The sequence below is a fragment of the Sphingobium sp. genome, from assembly GCF_003248505.1.
Lineage (GTDB): Bacteria > Pseudomonadota > Alphaproteobacteria > Sphingomonadales > Sphingomonadaceae > Sphingobium.
In genome coordinates this window covers 1-22,910 of the sequence record NZ_QFOA01000053.1, presented here as the reverse complement: position 1 = coordinate 22,910, position 22,910 = coordinate 1, and the positions used below count along the sequence as shown (strand labels likewise).

Here is a 22,910-nt window from a genome sequence, read left to right as displayed (position 1 = left end):
ACGAGGCCTGAGCCGGGAACGACCATCGCATGCTTGACGCCAGGCGCCCTGGTACGGCCCTTGAGCAGGGCGGCGGCGGCCCGCAGATCCTCGATCCGGCAGTTGGTGCAGCTGCCGATGAAGATATGTTCGATCGCCACGTCCTGCATCCGCTGCCCGGCGGAAAGACCCATATAGTCGAGCGATTTCTGCGCCGCCGCCTGCTTGGAAGGGTCGGCGAAGCTCATGGGATCGGGCACGCTGCCGGTGACGGGGATCACATCTTCCGGGCTGGTGCCCCAGGTGACGTTGGGCACGATGTCGGCGGCGTCGATCACCACCGTCTTGTCGAACACAGCGCCTTCGTCGGTGTGAAGCGTCCGCCAATAAGCGACCGCCGCGTCCCAATCCGCGCCCCTGGGCGCCAGCGGACGGCCTTCCAGATAGGCAAAGGTCTTGTCGTCGGGCGCGAACAGGCCCGATCGCGCGCCCGCCTCGATCGACATGTTGGCGACGGTCAGCCGACCCTCGATCGACATGTCGCGGAACACGGAGCCGCGATACTCCATGACATGGCCGGTCCCGCCCGCCGTGCCGATGCGGCCGCAGATGGCGAGTGCCACGTCCTTCGCCGTGACGCCGGGAGCAAGCCGCCCCTCCACCACGACTTCCATCGTCTTGGACTGTTTGAGCAGCAGCGTCTGGGTGGCGAGCACATGCTCGACCTCCGACGTGCCGATGCCGAAGGCGAGCGCGCCGAGCGCGCCGTGCGAGCTGGTGTGGCTGTCGCCGCAGACGAGCGTGGTTCCCGGCAGGGTGAAGCCCTGTTCCGGGCCGATGACATGGACGATGCCCTGTTCCGGGTCCGCGTCACCGATCAGGCGCACGCCGAATTCGGGCGCGTTCCTCTCCAGCGCGGCAAGTTGCTGCGCGCTTTCGGGATCGGCGATGGGGATGCGGTTGCCCGCCGCGTCGCGCCGCGCGGTGGTGGGGAGATTGTGATCGGGCACCGCGAGCGTCAGGTCGGGCCGCCGCACCTTGCGCCCCGCCATGCGAAGCCCCTCGAACGCCTGGGGACTGGTCACTTCGTGAACGAGGTGCCGGTCGATATAGATGAGGCAGGTGCCGTCCGGGCGGCGCTCGACAACGTGCGCGTCCCAGATTTTCTCGTAGAGGGTGCGGGGCTTAACCATGATGTCCTTCCCCCTAGACCCGGACGGGCTTAGGTGGAAGGGGCCGCACGACAAGAAGTGGCCGTTTTTATCGGCGACATGGCAAGAATGTTACGCTTGCCCCCTCATACCGCGCGACGATCGGCGACGATGCGCCCTGCGGCGGCAAGTTCGGCCTCGTGCGCATCCTCCCGCCACGGTTCCGCCAGCGCTTCCTCCTCCCATTGCCGCATCGCGGGGTGATCGAGCATATGATCGACCCATGCCCCCGCGACCGGTCCCACATCGAGGTCATAGGTGCGCACGCGGAAAGCGACGGGCGCATAGAAAGCGTCGGCGGCGGTAAAGACCGGTCCCGCTAGGAACGGTCCGCCGAACCGATCCAGCCCCTGCCCCCACAATTCGGCCAGCCGCGCGATGTCGCGGTGGAGCGAAGGCGAGTGCATGTGCGGTTCGACACGCACCCCGACGTTCATTGTACAATCGTTGCGCAGGGCGGAAAAGCCGCTGTGCATTTCCGCGACGGCGCACTGGGCAAAGGCACGCGCGGCGTCATCGGCGGGCCAGACGCCGGGGTGGCGGTCGGCGAGATACAGCGTAATGCCCAGCGAATCCCATATCGTGCGGTCGCCGTCGATCAGCGCAGGCACCTGCCCCGTCGGAGAAAAACTGCGGAAGGCGGCATAGTTGGTCGCGGCTGCGAACGGTTCCACCCGGTCCTCGAACGGAATGGCAAGAGCCTTCATGAGTATCCAGGGGCGCAGCGACCAGCTGCTGTAATTGCGGTTCGCGGTGATGAGCGTGTAGGTCATGGCGATGTTCCCCCGATGCGGCACGCCTTATGGCATAGCCTGTCGGGCGCGCGCGATACAGGGCCGCCCCTGCCGCTTTGGTCTGGCCAAGTCCATGGAAGCGCGCCACAAGAAGCCATCGCAGGGCGGCGGCTTCGCTGTCCGATCCCCTTTCCGATGGAGACCCCGCCTTGAACAGACGCCAGTTCCTTGCCACCAGCGGCGCGTCCGCGCTGGCCGTCGCGACGCCCGCGACGGCGCTTGCCGCTCCGAAAAGCCAGGATGCGCGCTTCCGGGCGATGCTGGACAGATTCTTTTACGACCGGCTGGCGGATTCGCCCGAAGGCGCGACGCGGCTCGGCTTCGACACCGGCCCGCGCGCGGCGCTGCGCGGCAGGCTTTCCGACACGAGCGCGGCAGGCGCGGAGCGCGACCTTGGCCGCACCAAGGCGCAGGCGAAGGAACTGGCTCGGGTCGACCGTGCGAAGCTGAACGAGGCGAGCCAGCTCGATTACGATGTCCTGACCTATCAGTTCGACCGCGAACTGGGCGGCGAAAAATTCGGCTATGGCGAGACGGCGGGCCGCTATGCACCCTACGTCATCAGCCAGCTGACCGGCAGTTATCGCGAGGTGCCCGATTTCCTCGATTCGCAGCATCGGGTGAAGGACGCGGCGGATGCCGACGCCTATCTGTCCCGCCTCGAAGCCTTTCCCGCAGCGCTGGACGGCGATACCGAACGGCAGCGAGCGGACGCGGCCAAGGGCGTGTTCGCCCCCGACTATATCCTCGACACGACGATGAAAATGCAGGCGGCGCTGCGCGACCAGCCGGCGGCGCAGACGGTGCTGGTCGCGTCCTTCGCCAGGAAACTGGCCGATGCGGGGCTGCCGCCCGAGCGCGCGGCGCAGGCGGAAAGGATCGTTGCGGACAAGATCTTCCCCGCCGTCGACCGTCAGCGCGCACTGGTGCAGCAATTGCGGGCGAAGGCAGTGCATGACGCGGGCGTGTGGCGGCTGCCCGAGGGCGAGGCATTCTACGCCGCCGCCGCCGAAGCCGCGACGACCACCAAGCTGACCGGCGAGGAAATCCACCAGATGGGCCTCGACCAGGTCGGCAACATATCGGCGCGGATCGACACCATCCTGAAAGGCCAGGGCATGACGCGCGGCACGGTGGGCGACCGGCTGGTGGCACTGAACAAGCGACCCGACCAGCTTTTCCCGAACACCGATCCGGGGCGCGATGCCTTGCTCGCTCAGCTCAACCGGCAGATCGCGGCTATGGCCAAGCGCCTTCCCGAAGTCTTCGCGCCCGATTGCCTGCCCAAGGCGCCGGTCGAGGTACGGCGCGTGCCGGTGACGATCCAGGCGGGCGCGCCGGGCGGCTATTACCAGAACGCCTCGCTCGACGGGTCGCGCCCCGCCATCTATTTCATCAACCTGCGCGATACGTTCGACCGGCCCAAGTTCGGGCTGGCGACGCTGACCCATCACGAAGCGGTGCCGGGGCATCATCTCCAGGTATCGGTCGCGCTCGAATCGGACGCGATCCCGATGATCCGGCGGCGTGGCGGCTATAGCGGCTATACCGAAGGCTGGGCGCTCTATGCCGAGCAGCTGGCGGACGAAATGGGCATGTATGACGGCGATCCGCTGGGGCAGGTCGGCTACCTCCAGTCGCTGCTGTTCCGGGCGACGCGGCTGGTGGTGGATTCGGGAATGCACGCCAAACGGTGGAGCCGCGAGCAGGCCACCGATTACCTGATCGCCACCACCGGCATCGCGCGCGGGCGCAGCCAGGGGGAAATCGACCGCTACACCGTCTGGCCTGGACAGGCGTGCAGCTACAAGATCGGGCATACCGTCTGGAACGATCTGCGCGAGGATATGAAGAAGCGGCAGGGCGCGGCGTTCGACCTGAAACAGTTCCACGAGGTGCTGACGCTGGGCGCGATGCCGCTCGACATCCTGAAGCAGACGGTGCGGCGGCGCGCCGGGATCGCCTGACGCCTGGAATACCGGCCCGGCGATGTGCCGCCGGGCCGTCCAGTTTATTCCACCCAAGTGTGCCAGGGAGAGTCGCTCCCCCGCGCGATGGCTCTTGGGTCGCGGATCAGGCCGCGAACTGGTTCATCGTATTGTGCGCGCCGCCCGCCTTCAGCGCGGCTTCGCCGGCGAAATATTCCTTGTGATCGTCGCCGATGTCGGAACCGGCCATGTTCTGGTGCCGCACGCAGGCGATGCCCTGGCGGATTTCCTGCCGCTGCACGCCCCTCACATAACCCAGCATCCCCTGTTCGCCGAAATATTCCTTTGCGAGATTGTCGGTGCTGAGTGCGGCAGTGTGGTAGGTCGGCAGCGTGATGAGGTGGTGGAAAATGCCCGCCTCGCGCGCGGCGTCTCTCTGAAATGTGCGGATGCGTTCGTCGGCTTCGGCGCCGAGGTCGGTGCCGTCATAATCCACGCTCATGAGCTTCGCCCGATCATAGGCGGACAGGTCGCGGCCTTCCTTTTCCCACGCGTCGAACACCTGCTGGCGGAAATTCAGCGTCCAGTTGAAGCTGGGCGAATTGTTGTAGACCAGCTTCGCATTGGGGATGACTTCGCGGATGCGGCTGACCATGCCGCCGATCTGGCCGATATGAGGCTTTTCGGTTTCGATCCACAGCAGGTCCGCGCCGTTCCGAAGCGCGGCGATGCAGTCGAGGACGCAGCGGTCCTCGCCGGTGCCGGGGCGGAAACGGTATAGGTTGGAGGGCAGGCGCTTGGGGCGCAGCAGCACGCCGTCGCGGCTGATGAGCACGTCGCCATGGGCGAGCGCGGCCGGATCGACGGGATCGCAGTCGAGAAAGCCGTTATACAGGTCGCCGATGTCGCCCGCCTCGCGGCTGAACGCGATCTGCTTGGTAAGGCCTGCGCCAAGGCTGTCGGTACGCGCGACGATGACGCCGTCGTCGACGCCCAGTTCGAGGAAGGCGTAGCGCACGGCCCGGATCTTCGCGAGGAAATCCTCATGCGGGACAGTGACTTTGCCGTCCTGATGCCCGCATTGTTTTTCGTCCGAAACCTGATTTTCGATCTGGATGCAGCAGGCCCCCGCCTCGATGAACTTGCGTGCGAGCAGGTAGGTCGCCTCGGCATTGCCGAACCCTGCGTCGATGTCAGCGATGATGGGGACGATATGGGTTTCATAATCGTCGATCCGGTGGAGCAGGCGATGCGTGGCGACCGCATCGCCTGCCGCCTTCGCAGCGTCGAGATCGCGGAACAGCATCCCCAGTTCACGCGCGTCCGCCTGGCGCAGGAAAGTGTAGAGTTCCTCGATCAGCGCGGGAACGCTGGTCTTTTCATGCATCGACTGGTCTGGCAGCGGGCCGAATTCGCTGCGCAGCGCGGCGACCATCCAGCCCGACAGATAGAGGTAGCGTCCCTTGGTGGTGCCGAAATGCTTCTTGATCGCGATCATCTTCTGCTGGCCGATGAAACCGTGCCAGCAGCCCAACGACTGGGTGTAAAGAGCCGGGTCCGCATCGTAGGCGGCCATGTCGGCACGCATGATCTTGGCCGTATAGCGGGCGATGTCGAGGCCGGTCTGGAACCGGTTCTGAAGGCGCATCCGCGCGACCGATTCGGGTGCGATGCCGTCCCAGTCCTGCCGGTCGGAAATGAGGTCACCGGCGCGGGCGATTTCGTTTTGATAGGTCATGGTCATCCATCCTTGAGTGCGGGGATGAACAGCGAAGTAGACAGCTGAACGCACTTTGCGCAGAGGGCGCGAGGTCCGGTTGTCGATCTTTACAAGAATATGCTGTAAAGTTGTAAAGAGCGGACAAGGGAGGGCGTGCGATGGCGAAGGACAGGCCGGTCTATATGGGGCCGCGGCTGCGGCGGCTGCGGCGCGAACTCGGCCTGACGCAGGCGGATATGGCCGCCGACCTTGAAATCAGCGCGTCCTATGTCGCGCTGCTGGAACGCAACCAGCGACCGTTGACCGCCGACATGCTGCTGCGCCTGGCGCGCACCTACAGGCTCGACATGGCGGAGGTCGCGGGCGACGGGGGAGCGGAACAGACCGCGCGGTTGCAGGCGGTGCTGCGCGACCCGATGTTCGCCGACATCGACCTGCCCGCGCTCGCGACCGGGGACGTGGCGGTCAACTATCCCGGGATCGCCGAGGCGCTGACGCGGCTCTACACCAGCTATCGCGAGGAGCATCTGGCGCTGGCCGACCGGGGAGCGGATGCGGTCCCGGCACAGGAGGCCGCAGACCCCGTTGCCGAATCGCGCCGGTTCCTGGCGGCGCGGCGCAACTGCTTCCCGCCGCTCGACGATCTGGGCGAAAGGCTGGCGAGCGAGGCGGATGCGGAAGGCGGGCTGTCGCAATGGCTGAAGGCACGGCACAATCTGCGGGTGCGGCGGCTGCCCCCCGACGTGATGGCCGGGTCGATGCGGCGACTCGACCGGCATCGCGATGCGGTGCTGCTGGACGAAACGCTGGACGGCGCGAGCGCGCAGTTCCAACTGGCGCTCCAGATCGCCTATCTCGAAATGCGCAAGGGGTTCGACGCACTGCTGAAGGACGGGCAGTTTTCGAGCCTGAGCGGCGAGCGGCTCGCACGGCGGGCGCTGGCAAGCTACGGCGCGGCGGCGATCCTGATGCCCTATGGCGCGTTCGCGAAGGCAGTCGAGGCGAAGGCCTACGATATCGAGGCGCTGGGGCGGCAGTTCGGCACCAGTTTCGAACAGACCGCGCATCGGCTGACCACGCTGCAAAAGCCGGGGCAGGAACGCGTGCCCTTCTTCTTTCTGCGAGTCGATCCGGCGGGCAATGTCAGCAAGCGGCTGGACGGTGCGGGATTTCCCTTTGCGCGGCATGGGGGTTCCTGCCCGCTCTGGTCCGTGCATCGCGTGTTCGAACGCCCGCGCGAGGTGGTGACGCAATGGCTGGAACTGCCCGAAGGACAGCGCTTCTTTTCCATCGCCCGGACGGTGACGGCGGGCGGCGGCGGCTGGGGCGCGGCGAAGGTCGAACGCGCGATCGCCCTATGCTGCGCGGCGGAGCATGCCCATCGGCTGATCTACACGCAGGGGACGGATCGGGCGGAACCGACGCTCATCGGCGTCACCTGCCGCCTGTGCCATCGCGCCCAATGCATGGCCCGCGCCGCCCCGCCCATGGGGCGCGAGATGTTGCCCGACGATTACCGGCGGACGCGCGCGCCGTTCGGGTTCGAGGGATGACCCCTCACCCCTCCAGAAAGTCGAGATAGGCGACCACGTCGTTGTCGGTGGCTAGGAAGAGGCCGTCCTGCACCTCTTGCGGTTGCTGCGCCGCGATGCGCAGCGCTTCGCCCAGCGGCCCGTAGAGGATCGTGGTCGCGCCGCCGTCGTCGCCCAAATGATAGAGGCGCACTGTCGCGCCGTCGTAGGTAGTTCTCATACCGCAGCGCTAGCGCACACGCGGGCGCAAGTCAGCGGCGATCCGTAATCTTCATCGAGGGCGCGAGGCGATTCGCGCCGATGCGGACGGGATCGTCGGTGAAGTTCGCAACGAATGTCGAACCGCGCTCCAGCCCCGGCACGAAGCCCGCCCGGTTGCCTTCGATGACGAGCCCCGCGCTCGAATGCTCGCGGCCTTCGGGCGCGACGGTGATGAAGGCGGACCAGTTGTCCTTGTCCTTGCCCTGCACCATCTCGTTGCCCGAAATGACGCCGCTCGCGCCGTTGGACAGATCGATCATATAGTTGGTGAGGTGCCCGGCGCTGTCGTCGAAGCTGTTGCCGGTGATGGTGACGCGCGCCGTGCGGGTCTTGAGATAATGGCCGCCATCGCCCTGGTCGAAGCGACTGTTGGTGACGGCGAGGCTGGCGAGGCGACCGATATAGACGCCGTGCGCGCAGTCGAGATCGCGGTCGCAGCGACCCAGCTTGCGGAAGGTCGACTTGTCGATGGTCACTTGCCCGCCGTCATAGTCGCCGGTGAGGATGCCTTCCTCGCTGTTGCGGAACAGGCTGTTGGAGACGGTGAGGTTGCCGCTTTCGAGGCGGATGCCCGCGCCGTTGCCGTCGGGCACGCGGATGTTCTGGAAGACGATGCCGTCGATGCGACTCGACTTGCCCCGCAGGACGAGCGCGCCCTTCCCCTCGCACGGCACCCCGTCGAAGATCGCGGTGCCCGGTGTCGCGGCGCGGACGGTGACATCGCCCCCCTGCTGCACCGCGCACTGGCGATAGGTGCCGGGCGCGACGAGAACGGTGCCACGCCCGTCGCCGATGGCCGCGAGCGCATCGCCGAGGGTGCCGTAGCTCACGCCCGTTTCCTCGACGGTGAAGGGCGCACGCCCCGCTTGCGCCGTCGCCGAGGAGATGACGGCGACCGACACGAGGAGGCAGGTGGACAGGATGCGCATGGCCGCACGATAGGCCTGCGCCGCCCCCGCTCCAACACTACAACAGGGTTAACGGCTGCCCCGTTCTGGCACAGGCGCGGCGGCAGGCATGCGCGCCGGCATGGCCGCGCCATTACCGATCTTTAAGCTGACTCAGGCCGGACGGGCGCGCATATTTCGGCCTGCGAGGCACGGACTTCGCCTCGCTCTGGCAAAGGACGAAGATCATGATGAAGACGCTGATCCTGTCGACCGCCCTGCTTCTGGGAACCGCTGGCCTGGCCCAGACGGCGAGCGCAGCCGACGCCAACCCGCCGCTCTGTTCCAAGAGCGTGACCGACGAGTGCATCAACCCGTCGCAGGCCCCCAAGGCAATGCACGCAAAGGCGCATCATGCGGCAAAGGCGGCGCGCCATCACCACCGCGCAGCGAAGAAATAAGGCGCAGGCGGCGGGAGGGAGGTCTTCTCCCCGGCCTTCCCCCCGCCCCCCTTCTTCCTAGACCCGGTCGGCCTGCACCACCGTGTCGAGCGCACGAAGCGCCGACAGGATGCGGTTGAGATGCTGGGCATCGGCGACTTCCAGGTCGATGACGTCGGTGTGGAACGGCCCTTCGCGGTTCACCAGCTGAAGATTGAGAATGTTCGCCTTGGTCGCGCCGAACACATTGGTGACGGCGGCGAGCGCGCCCGGCTGGTTCTTCACGATGACAGAGAGGCGCGCGGTGCCGCCCTTCGACTTGCTGTCCCAGGCAAGATCGACCCAGTCGTCGCCCTGCTCCACCTCCAGCGACCGGCAATCGATCGTGTGCACCTCGATCGGCTCGCCGGTGCGGCGCACGCCCACGATCCGGTCGCCCGGCACAGGGTGGCAGCAATCGCCCAGGCTGTAGGCGATGCCGGGAGTGAGGCCGCGGATCGACACCGGCTCATGCTGGCGCGGATGCGCTTCCTCCACCCCCTCCGCCGTGGTGGAGCCGGGGACGAGCGCTTCCATGACTTCATGGTCGAGGACGCGGTGCGTGGCGATGGCGACCATCAATGCGGCGCGATCCTCCAGCTTCAGGCGCTTGAGCGCGGCGACGAGCGCCTTTTCGCCCAGTTCCTTGGCAAGATCGGGAGTGAAGCGGCCGACGATCTCGTCATAGAGTTTTTCGCCCAGCTTGATTTCCTCGCCGCGCTGCTTCTGGCGAATGTAGCGGCGGATGGCGGCGCGCGCCTTGCCGGTGATGGCGAAGGTCAGCCAGCCGGGTTGCGGTTCCTGCCCGACCGACTTCAGGATTTCGACCTGATCGCCGTTTTCGAGCGTGGTGCGCAGCGGCACGACGCGCCCGTTCACCTTCGCCCCCACGGTCTGGTTGCCGAGCGAGGTGTGCACGGCATAGGCGAAATCGACCGTGGTCGATCCCTTGGGCAGCTGATGCAACTCGCCCTTGGGGGTGAAGGCGAAGATGCGGTCCTGATACATCGCCATGCGGGTATGTTCGAGCAGTTCGTCGGCGTCCTGGCTTTGCTCCAGGATTTCGACGAGATCGCGCAGCCAGGCAGCGTGATGGTCGGCAGCGTCGCCTTTCTGCTTGTAGGCCCAGTGCGCGGCGAGGCCCATTTCGGCGTCGTTGTGCATGGTCCGGCTGCGGATCTGCACCTCGATCCGGGCATTGTCCTGATGGATGACGGTGGTGTGCAGCGACTGGTAGCCGTTGCGCTTGGGCGTCGAGATATAATCCTTGAACCGGCCCGGCACCATCTTGAAGGTCTGGTGGATGATGCCGAGCGCGCGGTAGCAGTCCTCGACGCTGTCGGTGATGACGCGGAACGCCATCACGTCGGTCAGCTGTTCGAAGCTGATGTGCCGTTCCTGCATCTTCTTCCAAATGGAGAAGGGATGTTTTTCGCGGCCCGACACGCTGACCGACATCCCCTTGCCCGCGAGCAGCAATTGCAGTTCCGCGCCGATGCGGTCGACCTTGTCGTGGCCGCCCTCCTTCAGCTGTTCGAGGCGGCGGGTGATGCTGTCATAGGCTTCCGGCTCGATCTCCCGGAAGGCGAGCAACTGCATTTCGCGCATGAAGTCGTACATGCCGATCCGCTCGGCGAGCGGGGCGTAGATATCCATCGTCTCGCGCGCGATGCGGCGGCGCTTGTCCGGGTTCTTGATGAAGTGGAGCGTGCGCATGTTGTGCAGCCGGTCGGCCAGCTTCACCAGCAGCACGCGGATGTCGTCGGACATGGCGAGCAGGAATTTGCGAAGATTTTCCGCCGCCCGCTCATTCTCGCTCATCGCCTCGATCTTGCTGAGCTTGGTCACGCCGTCGACCATGCGCGCGACGTCGGGGCCGAACGCGCTCTCGATCTCCTCATAGGTGACGAGCGTGTCCTCGATCGTGTCGTGGAGCAGCGCGGTCACGATGGTCTGGTCGTCGAGGTTGAAGTCGGTGAGGATGCCCGCCACCTCGATCGGGTGGCTGAAATAGGGGTCGCCGCTGGCGCGCTTCTGGCTCCCGTGCTTCTGGACCGAAAAGACGTAGGCGCGATTGATCATCGCTTCGTCCGCATGCGGATCGTAGCGCTTTACCCGTTCGACAAGTTCATATTGACGCAGCATCGTTGCCCGATTGTGTGAGAACGGGCTTGCGGCGCAACAAAAAAATCCCACTTACTGTCAATCAGACGGCTCTTTTGCATCGACCGTCGCTTTGCGCTATGCATGTCGGCTTATGAAACATAACCTTGCCCAGGATCTCGAACAATGCGCGCTTCCCGCCGCGCTGGAGGCTATGGGCGAACGCTGGTCGTTCCTGATTCTTCGCGGCGCGCTGTCGGGGCTGCGCCATTTCGAAGAGTTTCAGTCGACGCTGGGCATCGCCCGCAACATCCTGGCCAACCGGCTGTCGCGCCTCGTCGAAAACGGGATCATGGTGCGCCAGCCGATGCTGTGCGACCGGCGGAAGGTCGAATATCGGCTGACCGACAAGGGACAGGACCTCGCCCCTGCCATGATCGCCTTGCGCCAGTGGGGCGAAAAATGGGGATGCGGTCCGCAATCGTGCCAGGTGCTGGCCGACATCCGCGACCGGCAGCCGATCCGCGGAGTCGCCATCCAGGCGCATGACGGGCGGATGCTGGAACTGTCGGACCTTTGCTGGGTATGCCCCGACGAAATGACGCCGATGACATCGGAAACCGAGCGGCAGCCCGCCGCCGCCTGACCCCGCTTCACGTGCGCGCCGAAAGCCTCTAGGGTCGAGGGCATCATGTCCGCGCCCCGCATCCAGCCCCAACCCTTCTTCGCGGACAAGAACCGCGCTTTCTGGAACCTTCAGTCGCTCGGGTGGGCCGGTGCCTTCCTGTTGCGCGGGTCGTCGACCGTCGCCAACGGGCAGCCGCTCTCCAGCCTGATCCCGGTCCTCATTTCCACCATCACCGGCTATTCGGTGACGCTGCTGATCGCGGTCGTCTTTCGCTTCCTGCAACGGCAACGGCCCTTCGTCACCTGGGGCGTGTCCATCGTGACGGTACTGCTGGCCGCGGGCCTCGTCGCGTTCATCGACGCATGGGTCTTTTCCACACAGAACCGGGCGAGCGAGACGGCAGGATTGCAGCTGTTCCTGGGCGCCTTCTACCTGTCGGTGACGCTGATCGGGGCGTGGTCCGCGCTCTATTATGCGATCAATTTCTACCTGACGGTGGAGGAGCAGGCCGACCAGCTGCTGCGGCTGGAAACCCAGGCGGCGAACGCGCAGCTCGCCATGCTGCGATACCAGCTCAATCCGCATTTCCTGTTCAACACGCTGAATTCCATATCGACTCTCGTGCTGCTGAAGCAGACCGACCGCGCGAACGCAATGCTGTCGCGCCTGTCCTCCTTCCTGCGCTACACGCTCATCAACGAGCCCACCGCGCAGGTGACGATCGAGCAGGAGATCGAGACGCTCAAACTCTATCTGGAGATCGAAAAGATGCGGTTCGAGGATCGGTTGCGCCCGATCTTCGTGGTCGATCCTGCGGTGTCGAAAGCCCGCTTGCCCTCCCTCCTGCTCCAGCCCCTGGTCGAGAATGCGATCAAATATGCCGTCACCCCCAAGGAGGAAGGCGCGGACATCACCGTCAGCGCGCAGCCTGCCGGTGAAAACGTCCGGATCGTCGTATCGGACACGGGGCCGGGATTGAACGAAAGCGGAATGAAGCCGCACATCCCCATGAGCGAGGGAACAGGCGTTGGTTTGCCGAACATCCGCGACCGGCTGATTCAGGCGTTCGGGGAACGGCAAAGCTTCGAAACGCGTTCCACTCCGGGCGGATTTTCGGTCATCATCGAACTTCCGCTGAACATGGATGAAACATCGAAAGTGGCCGCATGACCATCAGAACAATCCTCGTCGACGACGAAAGCCTGGCTGTCCAAGGCCTTGCGCTGCGTCTGCAAGCGCATGAGGATGTCGAAATCGTCGAAACCTGCACCAATGGCCGCGAAGCCATCCGCGCGATCAAGACGCACAAACCCGACCTTGTGTTCCTCGATATCCAGATGCCCGGTTTCGACGGCTTTTCCGTCGTCCAGGGCATGATGGAAGTGGAGCCGCCGCTCTTCATCTTCGTCACCGCCTACAGCGACTACGCCATTCGCGCGTTCGAAGCGCAAGCGGTCGATTATCTGATGAAGCCGGTGGAGGAAGGCCGCCTTGCCGACGCGCTCGACCGGGTGCGCCAGCGCCTGTCGGAAAAGCGGCAGGTGCAGGAGGTCGAAAAACTGCGCGAGGTGCTGGCCGAAGTCGCGCCGCAGGCGATGAGCGACTTCGCCTCCGACGACGAGGCGCCTGCCTCCAACCGGTTCGAAAAGCTCATCAACATCAAGGATCGCGGGCAGATTTTCCGCGTCGATGTCGATTCGATCGAGCGAATCGACGCGGCGGGCGACTATATGTGCATCTATACCGCCGACAATTCGCTGATCCTGCGCGAGACGATGAAGGACCTCGAAAAGCGGCTGGACCCGCGCAATTTCCAGCGCGTGCACCGATCGACCATCGTGAACCTGAGCCAGGTGCGGCAGGTGAAGCCGCATACCAACGGCGAATGCTTCCTCGTCCTCGAAAGCGGTGCGCAGGTGAAGGTCAGCCGGTCCTATCGCGACGTGGTCGCGCGCTTCGTGCATTAAGGCGTCAGCGGAACACCCACCGGCGGTTGAGCACGAAGACGACCGCCGGGGTCACGAACAGCATGGCCGGGATGGGCGACCATTCCGGCCATTCCTTGTAAGTGACGCAAAGATAGACCCAGAGCGCATTGAGCGCATAGCTGACCAGCGACACCGCAGCGAAGCGAACCGTCCGCGCGGCATGGCTGCCCTGCTTGTCCTGCCCGCGAAAGGTGAAGGCGTTGTGGCTGACATAGCCGATCAGCACCGCCGCGCAGAAGCCTGCGGTGTTAGCAAGTTGCGGATGCAGGCCGACCGGCGCGGCCAGCGTCCAGTAGATCGCCGCCTGGCAGGCGGTGACGAACAGGCCGGTGATGCCATAGCGGACGATCTGCCAGACCAGCGCCTGCCGCTGCGGTGACAATCGTGACAGCAAATTCATGAAACGGCCCCGTTGCGCTTTGTGCCGCAGCGTCTAATCCACCGCCATGACCTTGCATAGCCGCCAAACCCTGCGCGCGCGCCTTCCCCACTGGCTGCGGACGACCGGCGCCTATACCGCGCGACACTGGGTCTGGCTGACCTTCCTGTTGTGGATCGCGATCGTGGCGGCCAATCTGGTCGACCGCTGGCAGGCGATCCACTGGCTGGTGCTGGGCGATACCGACGACAATATCCGCTATGTCCAGGTCAAGGACTGGCTGGCGGGACAGGGCTGGTTCGATCTGCGGCAATACAGGCTCGATCCACCGGGCGGCGCGAATATCCACTGGTCGCGGCTGGTCGACCTGCCGATCGCGGGCCTGATGCTGTTCTTTCGCGCGTTCGTGGGGCAAGGGCTGGCGGATCGGCTGGCCTGCGGCATCGCGCCGCTGATCCCGCTGTTCCCGCTGATGCTGAGCCTGGGCTTTATCGGGCGGCGGCTGGCGGGGCCGAACGGCTGGTTCCTCGCGGCGCTCGCACCGCTAGCGACCCAGATGGCGCTTGGCATGTATGCACCCATGCGCATCGACCATCATGGCTGGCAACTGGCGCTGGCGCTGGCAATGCTGGCCGGGGTGATCGACGAGAAGCGAGTGCGCGGCGGTATCGTCGCGGGTCTGACCAGCGCCCTGTCCATCGCCATCGGGATGGAGATGATCGTCTATCTGGCGGCGGGAGGCGCGCTGATCGCGCTGCGCTGGGTCTTCAGGCCCGGCGCGGAAAAGCGGATGCTGCCCTATGCGCTGAGCCTCGCGGGCGGCACGTCCGTCCTTTACCTCCTGTTCGCGAGCTATGCGAACCGCGCGATGGTGTGCGACGCGATCTCCCCCATCTGGGTCGCGGTGTTCGGCACGGCGGGCGCGGGGATGACGATCCTGTCGCTGCTGCCGCTGCGCACCTGGCCGGTGCGAATGGCGGCAGGCGCGGTCGTGGGCGGCGCGGTGGCGGCGTTCCTTTACCTGAACTGGCCGCAATGCCTGTCCCCCTACCAGATTTCGCCCGAACTCCAGCGATTGTGGCTGGCCAATATCCGAGAGGCCAAGCCGATCACGGCGCAGGCGCAAAGCCTGGTCGTGCCGCTGCTCGCCGTGCCGGTGGCAGGCGTGATCGGCCTTCTCTGGGCCTTGTGGGACGCGCGCCGGGATGGCGAGCGGCTCTGGGCCTGGGCGACAGTCGGCCTGATGATGCTGTTTTCGACCGCGCTCCTGTTCTGGCAGTTGCGCGCAGGTCCGGCAGCGCAGCTGATGGCGATCCCGCCTGCCGCATGGGCGGCGCACAAGCTGGTCGCGATGCTGATGACCGGGACGCGGCGCACGCGGATCGTCGCGGGCGCAGGCGCGGCGGTGCTAGCGGCGGTCGCCTTCGTATACCCCCTCTATCCGCAGGCGCTGACGCTTTATCAACGGGTGACGGGCACGGTGCCCAAGGCATGGCGTCCATCCGCCAAGGCGCGCACCGATGCGATCAACAAGGCGAATGCGCGTTGCCGCACGCTGCCGGCGCTGGAGGTGCTGGATCAATTGCCGCCCGCGACGATCTTTACCATGGTGGACATGGGGCCGCGCCTCATTGCGACGACCCACCATAGCGCGCTGGCCGGACCTTATCATCGCAACGGATCGACGATCCTCGACATCCATCACGCCTTCGACGGACCGGCAAGCGGCTTTCGCGCCATCGCGGCGAAGCACCACGCGACCTATCTGCTGCTGTGCCCCAACTTCCCGGAGGGCACCATCTATCAGTCGCGCAGTCCGCAGGGCTTCTATGCCGGGCTGATGCGCGGAACGGTGCCGGGATGGCTGAAGCCGGTGACGCTGCGGACGGGCATGACCCTGCCCTACCGGCTTTACCGCATCGATTATTCAGCGGCGGGCGGCAAAAAAGTCGCGCAGCAGCGCTGAGGCCTCCGCTTCGGCGAGGCCACCGTAGACTTCGGGCCGGTGGAGGCATTGCGGCTGGGTGAAGAGGCGCGGCCCCTGTTCGATGGCGCCGCCCTTCGGATCGGACACGGCATAATAGAGCCGCGCGATCCGCGCGTGAGAGATTGCGCCTGCGCACATCGGGCAGGGTTCCAGCGTGACCCAAAGGTCGCATCCGGTCAGCCTGAAATCGCACAAATGCGCTGCCGCAGCGCGCATCGCTACGATTTCGGCGTGAGCGGTGGGATCGCAATCGCGGCGATTGCGGTTTTGCCCCTCCCCCACGATAACGCCATTTCGTGTTACCACCGCGCCGATCGGCACTTCCCCAGCCGCCTGGGCAAGGCGCGCCAAGTCGAGCGCGCGGCGCATGGGGTCAGGCAAGGGAAAGGGCGAGGTCACCGCCCCGCCCTAAACATCTGCGCCCGTCAGGGGAAGATCAGGGCTTCTTGACGTCCACTGTCGGCACTTCGACCGTTTCGTTGCGAGTGCCGACTTCGACCTTTGCGACGCTCGCTTCATATTTGGGCAGTTGCCCGCCCTTGACCTGCACTTGCGGCAGGCTTCCCGTCTGCGTGCGTTGCAGGTCGATGAAGCCCGTGGCGATGCCTCCGGCCAATACCAGCAGCACGATGATCAACACGCCTCCGATGGCTTTCATATCCGCCTCCTTTGCTTTAACGATGGGAACAACGCCGCGTGCGCCAAAGGGTTGCCCGGCTGCGCCGCTGCGGGTTGACGGATTGCCCGAATCCCGTTATCGGCGCGGCTTTCCGAACGAACCCGAATTTTTGAAGGTTGATTTGATATGTCGCGCATCTGCGAGCTGACCGGCAAGGGCCGCCAGGTGGGTCACAACGTGTCCCACGCCAACAACAAGACCAAGCGTGTGTTCCTGCCCAACCTGCAGAATGTCTCGCTGATTTCCGAGGCGCTGGAAACCACGGTGAAGCTGCGCGTGTCGACCCACGGCCTGCGTTCGGTCGAACATAATGGCGGCCTGGACAACTGGCTGGTCAAGACCAGCGACGAAAAGCTGTCGCTGAAGGCTCGTCGCCTGAAGCGCGACATCCTCAAGAAGAAGTCCGCCGTCGCGGCCTGATTTCCTTTCGGAAGGTTTCGGCACAGGAGCGGCCCCTTACCGGGCCGCTTTTTTGCGTGGTTTTCCAGCGGGGATTTTCAAGGAATGTCGGGCAGCGCGAATTTCAGAAGCAGGGTGCGCTGAAAAAATTCGTGATTGTCGTCGGACACGATCCAGACGACACGCCTTCCGCCTTCGTGCGTGACCGCCAGCCCTTCGAAATTGTCGGCGAGTAGCGGCGGCGCCAGCAAAGCGAGCGTGCGCGCCCTCAGCAACGCGCCCGGCTGCGGGCGGGGCGGCAGGTCGACGATGGCGAGTGTCGCTGTGAAGAGGTCCTTCATCGTCAGGCGACGGTTGAGGACCAGCAGGTGCCGGTCGTCCAGAGCCACCGCATCGGTGGGACGAAAACCCTGCGGCGGGGCATAGCGCAGATGGATGGGATCGGGCGTGGCCCCTTCCGCCGGATCGCCGCTGAACAGCAGCGCGTCGTGGCGACCGTCGCGCGTCATTCCCATTTCCCCGATGGCGAGGAAGCGCCCGTCGGGCAGCCGCGCCAGCGATTCTATCGATCCGGTTTCGGGCCAGGCGACGATTTCCGGCCAGGTGCGGCACGCCTCCACACGGGCGAAGCCGGGCGAATAGCGGCAGATGGACTGCAACATTTCGAACCCCACCCAATAGCGGTCGGTCACGGGGTCGTGCGCCATCGATTCCGAATCCCATTGCCACCAGGGGCGATCCCGATCCTGCGGGCGGACCGGGAGGGGCGCGATGAAGGGCCGCCGCTCGGCGTCCCCCGCCCCCATGTGAAAGCCCATGAGGACGCCTGAATCGCTGAGCGCCAGAACCTGCCCCCGGTCGCTGACCAGCATCGAGGAGACGCCGCCGAAGCCGGGATTGTCACTCTCAAGCGACCAGCCGCCCAGATAGGTCAGCGCACCCGCCCGGCGAAGCGCCGGGTCGGCGCTGCTGAGGGCAAGCGGACGGGATCGGACGAGCAGCTCCGCCGGCCGGATCGCAGCAGGTTTGGACGGCGGCCGGGCGGGCAGCAACAGGATGGCGATAGCCAGCACGATGAAAATTCGCAGCATCGGCAAAGGCCTTAGGCGATTTGTCGGCAGGCCGCAGCACCGGCATGGCAGAATGTTGGTCCCTGAACGCAGGCTGTCATCTACATTCAGCCTTGGCTCAAGGCGAATCGGTCATAAGATGTGCAATCGAAGGGCTATCCCGTTCTGTCAGACGGCCGCCCCAGAGGATGGCAAGATGAGGAGAACCGCCATGAAGACGAAGTTTCTTGTAAATTTGGGCGCGGCTCTGGCGATGGGCGTCGCATCCTTCGCCGCCACCACGGCCCCTGCCAGCGCGCAATATTATCGCGGCTACGACCGGGGCGATTATTATCGCGGCGGGTACGACCGGGGCTATCGCGATTATCGCGGATACGATCGGGGCTATCGCGGCGACGGTTATTACCGCAACAATTATCGCGGCTATCGCGGCGGTTATCGCTGCCGTGACAACGGCACCGGCGGCACCATCATCGGTGCGATCGCAGGCGGTCTGCTGGGCAACGAGATCGGCAAGGGCGGTCGCGACCGCTACGGATATCGCCGGGGCGACGGCACGACCGGCGCCATCGTGGGCGCAGGCGTGGGCGCGTTGGCCGGTCGGGCAATCGACCGTAACTGCTAAGAGCGCAACGGCATCGCTTTATAGAGGGTCGCCCGCACGGGCGGCCCTTTTTTATGGCCTCAAGGTCGGGTCGCCTCGCGATGCCGATCCGCACGAGCAGCGGCTGCGGCGGCGGGATTGAGCGAAGGCCCGGTATCGCCTGTCGGGGCATCCTGCGCATCGACGCGCGCCGCTGCCCGATTGAGCGCATCGGCCTGCGCGGCGGTCAGGCCGCCGACGCCATCGCCCTCCCCTTCCGCCGGGCCGCACGATACCAGCAGCACGAGCATCGCGGACAACAGGGTCAGGCGGATCATCGCACATCCTTCCACGCAAAAGGGCCGCGCCGTTGCCGGCACGACCCTTCGTAACCTGAAAAACCCCCCAAAGGGTCTTACATCGCGTTCGCGGCGTTGTTGGTCGCGTTCGACGCAGCGTTGGCGGCGTTGTCGGCAGCGTTCAGCGCGGCGTTCATGGCGTTGTCGGCAGCGTTCGACGCGTTCTCAGCCGCATTGGCAGAGTTATTGGCGGCGTTTTCTTCGCTCTTGCCCGAGCAAGCAGCGAGGCCGAGCGAAGCGGCGAGAACGAGCGAAAGAGCAATCGACTTGGTCATGGGCAACAACCCCTCTCTGAGAAAAACAAAATGCAGACCACTCTCGGAGAAAAGCTCACCCCCCATTGCGCCTGCGGGCCGATTCGTAATGCCTTGAACGCTGCAATTCAATCCCATTTCATGACGGTTGCGGTAAAGAGCCCGGGATCGCCCGGCATGAAGGCGCGGCATTGACGTATATAAAGATTTCTTTATATGATACCGCCATGGTAGCGTCGCTCGACATTTTCCGCGCTCTGGGCGATCCGACACGGCTGCGGATCGTGCACCTGTTGCGCGCCATGGAACTGGCGGTGGGCGAAATCGCGCAAGTGGTCGGACAGAGCCAGCCGCGCGTGTCCCGGCATGTGCGCATCCTTGCCGAAGCGGGTCTGGTCGAACGGCGCAAGGAAGGAAATTGGGTGTTCCTGCGCCTGTCGCGGGCGCGCGCCGTGGAACCGTTCCTGACCCTGTTCGACCGGCTGGAACCCGCGGCGGCCGAAGCGTTGTGGCAGACGGCGGACCTTGCGCGCCTGGCGGCGGTGCGCGCCGACCGCGCAAAGGCGGCGGAAAGCTATTTTGCCGACCATGCCGAGGAATGGGACGCGATCCGGTCGCTCCACGTCGCGGAGGGCGAGGTCGAAGCGGCGATGCGCGCGCTGCTGAAGCCCGAACCGATCGGCCATCTGCTCGACATCGGAACGGGCACGGGGCGGATGATCGAACTGTTCGGACAGGACGCGCGCGCCGTGACCGCCATCGACCGCAGCCCCGACATGCTGCGGCTCGCCCGCGCCAAGCTGCCGCAGGATGCGGGCGACCGCTATGCGCTGTTGCTGGGCGACTTCCTCGACCTGCCGCTCGATGCGGGGAGCGTCGATACGGTGGTGATGCATCAGGTGCTCCATTATGCGCAGGCGCCCGAAGCGGCGATCGCCGAAGCCGCGCGCGTGGCCTCGCCCAAGGGGCGCGTGCTGATCGCCGATTTCGCCCCGCACGAGCGGGAAGAGCTGCGCACTCGCGACCAGCATGCGCGGCTCGGTTTTTCGGACGAGCAGATCGGCGGATGGTTCGCGGCGGCGGGCCTTGCCCTGGAGCGGGTCGAAATGCTGCCGGGCGACCAATTGACAGTGCAACTGTGGCTGGGACGGCGCGCGAGCGGCAACGTCCTGCCCATCGAAGGACGAATTTCCGCATGACCCTGAACGACCTTGCAGCGCCGCTCTATGCGGACCTGTCCGGCGACGCGCGCGTGAGCTTCGAATTTTTTCCGCCCAGGACGGAAAAGATGGAAGCGCAGCTGTGGTCGGCCATCGAAACGCTGACGCCGCTGGCGCCCGAATTCGTGTCCGTCACCTATGGCGCGGGCGGATCGACGCGCGAGCGCACCCATGCGACGGTGGCGCGGATCGCGCAGGAAACCCCGCTGTCGGCGGCGGCTCACCTGACCTGCGTCGCGGCCAGCAAGAGCGAAATCGCGGAGATTGCGAACGCCTATTGGAACGCGGGCGTGCGCCACATCGTCGCGCTGCGCGGTGATCCGCCCGAGGCGGGCGGCCGGTTCGAACCGCACCCGGACGGCTACAGCGGTGCGGCGGAACTGGTCGAAGGGCTGGTGAAGCTGCACCCCTTCGAAATCAGCGTGTCGGCCTATCCCGAAGTGCATCCCGACGCGGCGAGCGCGCAGAGCGACCTCGACAACCTCAAGCGCAAGCTGGACGCGGGCGCGACGCGGGCGATCACACAGTTCTTCTTTTCGCCCGACGCCTATTTCCGCTTCATGGACAAGGTGCTGGCCGCAGGGATCGCTGCCGATATCGTGCCGGGGATCATGCCGGTCAGCAATTTCGCCGCGACGCAGCGCATGGCCGCGATGTGCAACACCACTGTCCCCGACTGGATGGGGCGCCTGTTCGAAGGGCTGGACGACCTGCCCGCCGCGCGCCAATTGGTGTCGGCCACCATCGCCGCCGAACTATGCCGCAAGCTGCACGAAGGCGGCGTGCGCGATTTCCATTTCTACACGCTCAACCGGGCGGAAATGAGCTATGCGATCTGCCACCTGCTGGGCCTGCGCCCCAAGGCAGCGGTCACCCCGACGGAGAATGTGGCATGAATGCCGAAGCCCAGTTGCGCGCCCTTGCGGCGGACAAGATCCTGATCTTCGACGGCGGTTACGGCACGTCGATCCAGAAGCATGGCCTGACCGAAGCCGATTATCGCGGCGACCTGGACCTGCCCAAGGACCAGAAGGGCAACAACGACCTTCTGTGCCTGACCCGGCCCGACATCGTCGAGAGCATCCATGCCGCCTATCTGGAGGCGGGCGCGGACATGGTGGAAACGAACACCTTTTCCTCCACCCGGATCGCGATGGCCGACTATGGCTGCGAACATCTGGTCTGGGACATCAATGTCGCTGCCGCGCGGCTCGCCCGCTCAGCCTGCGAGAAGGCAAGTGCGAAGGACGGGAAGCCCCGTTTCGTCGCCGGGTCCATCGGACCGACGAACAAGACGCTCTCCATCTCCCCTGACGTGAACGATCCTGCCTATCGCGAGGTGGATTACGATACGCTCAAGGCAGACTATCGCGGACAGTGCGACGCGCTGATCGCGGGCGGAGTCGATTTCCTGCTGGTCGAAACCTGCTTCGATACGCTCAATGCCAAGGCGGCGGGCATGGCCGCCCGAGAGGCCGAAGCGGCGGCGGGCAGATCCGTGCCGCTGATGCTGAGCTTCACCATCACCGACATGTCGGGCCGCAACCTGTCAGGCCATACGGTCAACGCCTTCTGGTATTCGCTGCGGCATTTGAAGCCACTCACCATCGGGGTGAACTGCGCGTTCGGCGCGGACCTGCTGCGCCCGTATCTGAGCGACCTTTCGAAAAATGCCGACACGCTGATCCTCGCCTATCCCAATGCCGGCCTGCCCAACGAGCTGGGCCAATATGACGAATTGCCCGAAACGACCGCGAGCCTGATCCGTCAGTGGGTGGACGAAGGGCTGGTCAACATGGTCGGCGGCTGTTGCGGCACCACGCCCGCGCATATCGCCGCGGTGGCGCGGGCGCTGGCGGGGGAAAAGCCGCGCATCGTGCCGCAGTTGCCGGTCGTGACGCGGCTCGCGGGTCTTGAACCCATGCACATCGCTGCCTGAACGAACGAAAGACCATGACCCAGCAAAGCACCGCCACCTTCGTCAACATCGGCGAGCGCACCAACGTCACCGGCTCCGCCAAGTTCAAGAAGCTCATCATGGCGGGCGACTATGCCGCCGCCATCGACATCGCGCGCGAGCAGGTGGAGAACGGAGCGCAGATCGTCGACGTGAACATGGACGAAGGGCTGCTCGACGCGGTCGAGGCGATGACCACCTTCCTGAAGCTCATGACGTCGGAACCGGACATCAGCCGCGTGCCGGTGATGATCGACAGTTCGAAGTGGGAAGTGATCGAAGCGGGGCTGAAGTGCGTGTCCGGCAAACCGATCGTCAATTCGATCAGCATGAAGGAGGGCGAGGAAGCCTTTCTGGGTCATGCCCGCAAATGCATGGCCTACGGCGCCGCCGCCGTCATCATGGCGTTCGACGAAACCGGGCAGGCGGACACGAAGGAGCGCAAGGTCGAGATTTGCGAGCGCGCCTACAAGCTGTTGATGACCATCGGCTTCCCGCCCGAGGACATCATCT

The 22,910-nt window shown here is 65.2% G+C and carries 25 protein-coding genes; 13 read left to right on the top strand and 12 right to left on the bottom strand.

Going from position 1 to position 22,910, the window contains the following annotated elements:
* Positions 1-1,172, bottom strand: a 1,172-nt coding sequence (gene leuC / locus DI606_RS14550; RefSeq protein ID WP_293984326.1) for a 3-isopropylmalate dehydratase large subunit, incomplete at its 3' end; no start/stop codon positions are given.
* Between the two features lie 104 nt (positions 1,173-1,276).
* Positions 1,277-1,963 (bottom strand): glutathione S-transferase family protein, encoded by a 687-nt coding sequence (locus DI606_RS14545; RefSeq protein ID WP_293984324.1) that lies wholly within the window; start codon positions 1,961-1,963, stop codon positions 1,277-1,279.
* A gap of 170 nt (positions 1,964-2,133) precedes the next feature.
* Between DI606_RS14545 and DI606_RS14540 the strand changes: the two genes are divergently transcribed.
* The gene (locus tag DI606_RS14540; protein WP_293984323.1) at positions 2,134-3,951 is read left to right on the top strand and encodes a DUF885 family protein; all 1,818 of its coding nucleotides are present in this window, start codon (positions 2,134-2,136) and stop codon (positions 3,949-3,951) included.
* Between the two features lie 106 nt (positions 3,952-4,057).
* Here the strand turns inward: DI606_RS14540 and DI606_RS14535 are convergent, their stop codons facing one another.
* A complete protein-coding gene (locus DI606_RS14535; RefSeq protein ID WP_293984321.1) occupies positions 4,058-5,650 on the bottom strand; it encodes an isocitrate lyase in 1,593 nt (530 codons plus the stop codon).
* 140 nt (positions 5,651-5,790) lie between these two features.
* On the opposite strand from DI606_RS14535, the gene DI606_RS14530 reads away from it, so the two are divergent.
* Positions 5,791-7,185, top strand: a complete 1,395-nt coding sequence (locus DI606_RS14530; protein WP_293984319.1) for a short-chain fatty acyl-CoA regulator family protein — start codon at positions 5,791-5,793, stop codon at positions 7,183-7,185.
* 4 nt (positions 7,186-7,189) lie between these two features.
* Here the strand turns inward: DI606_RS14530 and DI606_RS14525 are convergent, their stop codons facing one another.
* Together DI606_RS14525 and DI606_RS14520 are read right to left on the bottom strand one after the other, a co-directional pair.
* Complete coding sequence (locus tag DI606_RS14525) at positions 7,190-7,384, bottom strand: hypothetical protein (protein ID WP_293984317.1); 195 nt, start codon at positions 7,382-7,384, stop codon at positions 7,190-7,192.
* A 31-nt stretch (positions 7,385-7,415) separates the two neighbouring features.
* On the bottom strand, positions 7,416-8,354 hold the full coding sequence (locus DI606_RS14520) for a right-handed parallel beta-helix repeat-containing protein (protein ID WP_293984315.1): 939 nt from the start codon (positions 8,352-8,354) through the stop codon (positions 7,416-7,418).
* 206 nt (positions 8,355-8,560) lie between these two features.
* Here DI606_RS14520 and DI606_RS14515 point away from each other — a divergent pair, with 206 nt between their 5' ends.
* Positions 8,561-8,773: a hypothetical protein gene (locus tag DI606_RS14515; RefSeq protein WP_293984313.1), complete on the top strand. Its 213-nt coding sequence runs from the start codon at positions 8,561-8,563 to the stop codon at positions 8,771-8,773.
* Between the two features lie 57 nt (positions 8,774-8,830).
* On the opposite strand, the gene DI606_RS14510 is transcribed toward DI606_RS14515, so the two are convergent.
* A complete protein-coding gene (locus DI606_RS14510) occupies positions 8,831-10,936 on the bottom strand; it encodes a bifunctional (p)ppGpp synthetase/guanosine-3',5'-bis(diphosphate) 3'-pyrophosphohydrolase (RefSeq protein WP_293984312.1) in 2,106 nt (701 codons plus the stop codon).
* Positions 10,937-11,048: 112 nt separating this feature from the next.
* On the opposite strand from DI606_RS14510, the gene DI606_RS14505 reads away from it, so the two are divergent.
* The 3 genes from DI606_RS14505 to DI606_RS14495 are packed head-to-tail and all read left to right on the top strand — an operon-like array spanning position 11,049 to position 13,489.
* Positions 11,049-11,540 carry a helix-turn-helix domain-containing protein gene (locus DI606_RS14505; protein WP_293984311.1) on the top strand — a complete coding sequence of 164 codons (492 nt, stop codon included), beginning with the start codon at positions 11,049-11,051 and terminating at the stop codon, positions 11,538-11,540.
* A gap of 45 nt (positions 11,541-11,585) precedes the next feature.
* Positions 11,586-12,692, top strand: coding sequence for a sensor histidine kinase (locus DI606_RS14500; RefSeq protein WP_293984309.1), 1,107 nt, complete (start codon positions 11,586-11,588; stop codon positions 12,690-12,692).
* The gene (locus tag DI606_RS14495) at positions 12,689-13,489 is read left to right on the top strand and encodes a LytTR family DNA-binding domain-containing protein (protein ID WP_293984308.1); all 801 of its coding nucleotides are present in this window, start codon (positions 12,689-12,691) and stop codon (positions 13,487-13,489) included. The genes DI606_RS14500 and DI606_RS14495 overlap by 4 nt, the downstream gene beginning before the upstream one ends.
* Before the next feature lie 4 nt (positions 13,490-13,493).
* Here DI606_RS14495 and DI606_RS14490 read toward each other — a convergent pair whose 3' ends face one another.
* Positions 13,494-13,910, bottom strand: a complete 417-nt coding sequence (locus DI606_RS14490; protein ID WP_293984307.1) for a GtrA family protein — start codon at positions 13,908-13,910, stop codon at positions 13,494-13,496.
* A 46-nt stretch (positions 13,911-13,956) separates the two neighbouring features.
* Here DI606_RS14490 and DI606_RS14485 point away from each other — a divergent pair, with 46 nt between their 5' ends.
* Positions 13,957-15,855, top strand: a complete 1,899-nt coding sequence (locus tag DI606_RS14485; protein ID WP_293984306.1) for a hypothetical protein — start codon at positions 13,957-13,959, stop codon at positions 15,853-15,855.
* Here the strand turns inward: DI606_RS14485 and DI606_RS14480 are convergent.
* A complete protein-coding gene (locus DI606_RS14480) occupies positions 15,817-16,275 on the bottom strand; it encodes a nucleoside deaminase (protein ID WP_293984304.1) in 459 nt (152 codons plus the stop codon). The two genes, DI606_RS14485 and DI606_RS14480, sit on opposite strands and share 39 nt — an antisense overlap.
* Before the next feature lie 37 nt (positions 16,276-16,312).
* Positions 16,313-16,534, bottom strand: a complete 222-nt coding sequence (locus DI606_RS14475; RefSeq protein ID WP_293984302.1) for a hypothetical protein — start codon at positions 16,532-16,534, stop codon at positions 16,313-16,315.
* Positions 16,535-16,681: 147 nt separating this feature from the next.
* Between DI606_RS14475 and rpmB the strand changes: the two genes are divergently transcribed.
* Positions 16,682-16,975, top strand: coding sequence for a 50S ribosomal protein L28 (gene rpmB / locus DI606_RS14470; RefSeq protein ID WP_293984300.1), 294 nt, complete (start codon positions 16,682-16,684; stop codon positions 16,973-16,975).
* Between the two features lie 77 nt (positions 16,976-17,052).
* On the opposite strand, the gene DI606_RS14465 is transcribed toward rpmB, so the two are convergent.
* The gene (locus DI606_RS14465) at positions 17,053-18,045 is read right to left on the bottom strand and encodes an esterase-like activity of phytase family protein (protein ID WP_293984298.1); all 993 of its coding nucleotides are present in this window, start codon (positions 18,043-18,045) and stop codon (positions 17,053-17,055) included.
* A 190-nt stretch (positions 18,046-18,235) separates the two neighbouring features.
* On the opposite strand from DI606_RS14465, the gene DI606_RS14460 reads away from it, so the two are divergent.
* Positions 18,236-18,649 carry a glycine zipper 2TM domain-containing protein gene (locus DI606_RS14460; RefSeq protein WP_293984296.1) on the top strand — a complete coding sequence of 138 codons (414 nt, stop codon included), beginning with the start codon at positions 18,236-18,238 and terminating at the stop codon, positions 18,647-18,649.
* A gap of 59 nt (positions 18,650-18,708) precedes the next feature.
* On the opposite strand, the gene DI606_RS14455 is transcribed toward DI606_RS14460, so the two are convergent.
* Both DI606_RS14455 and DI606_RS14450 read right to left on the bottom strand, forming a co-directional pair.
* The gene (locus DI606_RS14455; RefSeq protein WP_293984294.1) at positions 18,709-18,945 is read right to left on the bottom strand and encodes a hypothetical protein; all 237 of its coding nucleotides are present in this window, start codon (positions 18,943-18,945) and stop codon (positions 18,709-18,711) included.
* A gap of 77 nt (positions 18,946-19,022) precedes the next feature.
* On the bottom strand, positions 19,023-19,241 hold the full coding sequence (locus tag DI606_RS14450; protein WP_293984329.1) for a circumsporozoite protein: 219 nt from the start codon (positions 19,239-19,241) through the stop codon (positions 19,023-19,025).
* Between the two features lie 206 nt (positions 19,242-19,447).
* Here DI606_RS14450 and DI606_RS14445 point away from each other — a divergent pair, with 206 nt between their 5' ends.
* The 4 genes from DI606_RS14445 to DI606_RS14430 all read left to right on the top strand — a co-directional run.
* A complete protein-coding gene (locus DI606_RS14445; RefSeq protein ID WP_293984292.1) occupies positions 19,448-20,419 on the top strand; it encodes a metalloregulator ArsR/SmtB family transcription factor in 972 nt (323 codons plus the stop codon).
* Positions 20,416-21,336 carry a methylenetetrahydrofolate reductase gene (gene metF, locus DI606_RS14440; protein WP_293984290.1) on the top strand — a complete coding sequence of 307 codons (921 nt, stop codon included), beginning with the start codon at positions 20,416-20,418 and terminating at the stop codon, positions 21,334-21,336. Before DI606_RS14445 ends, metF begins: the two co-directional genes overlap by 4 nt.
* Complete coding sequence (locus DI606_RS14435) at positions 21,333-22,379, top strand: homocysteine S-methyltransferase family protein (RefSeq protein WP_293984288.1); 1,047 nt, start codon at positions 21,333-21,335, stop codon at positions 22,377-22,379. The genes metF and DI606_RS14435 overlap by 4 nt, the downstream gene beginning before the upstream one ends.
* A gap of 14 nt (positions 22,380-22,393) precedes the next feature.
* Positions 22,394-22,910: dihydropteroate synthase (locus DI606_RS14430; RefSeq protein WP_293984287.1), on the top strand; the 517-nt coding region annotated here is incomplete at its 3' end.

Excerpts from the sequence above, each read along its gene's own strand:
- DI606_RS14495 (WP_293984308.1), top strand. The coding sequence starts at position 12,689 with ATGACCATCAGAACAATCCTCGTCGACGACGAAAGCCTGGCTGTCCAA.
- DI606_RS14500 (WP_293984309.1), top strand. The coding sequence starts at position 11,586 with ATGTCCGCGCCCCGCATCCAGCCCCAACCCTTCTTCGCGGACAAGAAC.
- DI606_RS14545 (WP_293984324.1), bottom strand. The coding sequence starts at position 1,963 with ATGACCTACACGCTCATCACCGCGAACCGCAATTACAGCAGCTGGTCG.
- DI606_RS14445 (WP_293984292.1), top strand. The coding sequence starts at position 19,448 with ATGGTAGCGTCGCTCGACATTTTCCGCGCTCTGGGCGATCCGACACGG.
- metF (WP_293984290.1), top strand. The coding sequence starts at position 20,416 with ATGACCCTGAACGACCTTGCAGCGCCGCTCTATGCGGACCTGTCCGGC.
- DI606_RS14525 (WP_293984317.1), bottom strand. The coding sequence starts at position 7,384 with ATGAGAACTACCTACGACGGCGCGACAGTGCGCCTCTATCATTTGGGC.
- DI606_RS14475 (WP_293984302.1), bottom strand. The coding sequence starts at position 16,534 with ATGAAAGCCATCGGAGGCGTGTTGATCATCGTGCTGCTGGTATTGGCC.
- DI606_RS14465 (WP_293984298.1), bottom strand. The coding sequence starts at position 18,045 with ATGCTGCGAATTTTCATCGTGCTGGCTATCGCCATCCTGTTGCTGCCC.
- DI606_RS14485 (WP_293984306.1), top strand. The coding sequence starts at position 13,957 with ATGACCTTGCATAGCCGCCAAACCCTGCGCGCGCGCCTTCCCCACTGG.
- DI606_RS14435 (WP_293984288.1), top strand. The coding sequence starts at position 21,333 with ATGAATGCCGAAGCCCAGTTGCGCGCCCTTGCGGCGGACAAGATCCTG.
- DI606_RS14535 (WP_293984321.1), bottom strand. The coding sequence starts at position 5,650 with ATGACCTATCAAAACGAAATCGCCCGCGCCGGTGACCTCATTTCCGAC.
- DI606_RS14460 (WP_293984296.1), top strand. The coding sequence starts at position 18,236 with ATGAAGACGAAGTTTCTTGTAAATTTGGGCGCGGCTCTGGCGATGGGC.
- rpmB (WP_293984300.1), top strand. The coding sequence starts at position 16,682 with ATGTCGCGCATCTGCGAGCTGACCGGCAAGGGCCGCCAGGTGGGTCAC.
- DI606_RS14490 (WP_293984307.1), bottom strand. The coding sequence starts at position 13,910 with ATGAATTTGCTGTCACGATTGTCACCGCAGCGGCAGGCGCTGGTCTGG.
- DI606_RS14530 (WP_293984319.1), top strand. The coding sequence starts at position 5,791 with ATGGCGAAGGACAGGCCGGTCTATATGGGGCCGCGGCTGCGGCGGCTG.
- DI606_RS14455 (WP_293984294.1), bottom strand. The coding sequence starts at position 18,945 with ATGATCCGCCTGACCCTGTTGTCCGCGATGCTCGTGCTGCTGGTATCG.
- DI606_RS14510 (WP_293984312.1), bottom strand. The coding sequence starts at position 10,936 with ATGCTGCGTCAATATGAACTTGTCGAACGGGTAAAGCGCTACGATCCG.
- DI606_RS14450 (WP_293984329.1), bottom strand. The coding sequence starts at position 19,241 with ATGACCAAGTCGATTGCTCTTTCGCTCGTTCTCGCCGCTTCGCTCGGC.
- DI606_RS14520 (WP_293984315.1), bottom strand. The coding sequence starts at position 8,354 with ATGCGCATCCTGTCCACCTGCCTCCTCGTGTCGGTCGCCGTCATCTCC.
- DI606_RS14515 (WP_293984313.1), top strand. The coding sequence starts at position 8,561 with ATGATGAAGACGCTGATCCTGTCGACCGCCCTGCTTCTGGGAACCGCT.
- DI606_RS14505 (WP_293984311.1), top strand. The coding sequence starts at position 11,049 with ATGAAACATAACCTTGCCCAGGATCTCGAACAATGCGCGCTTCCCGCC.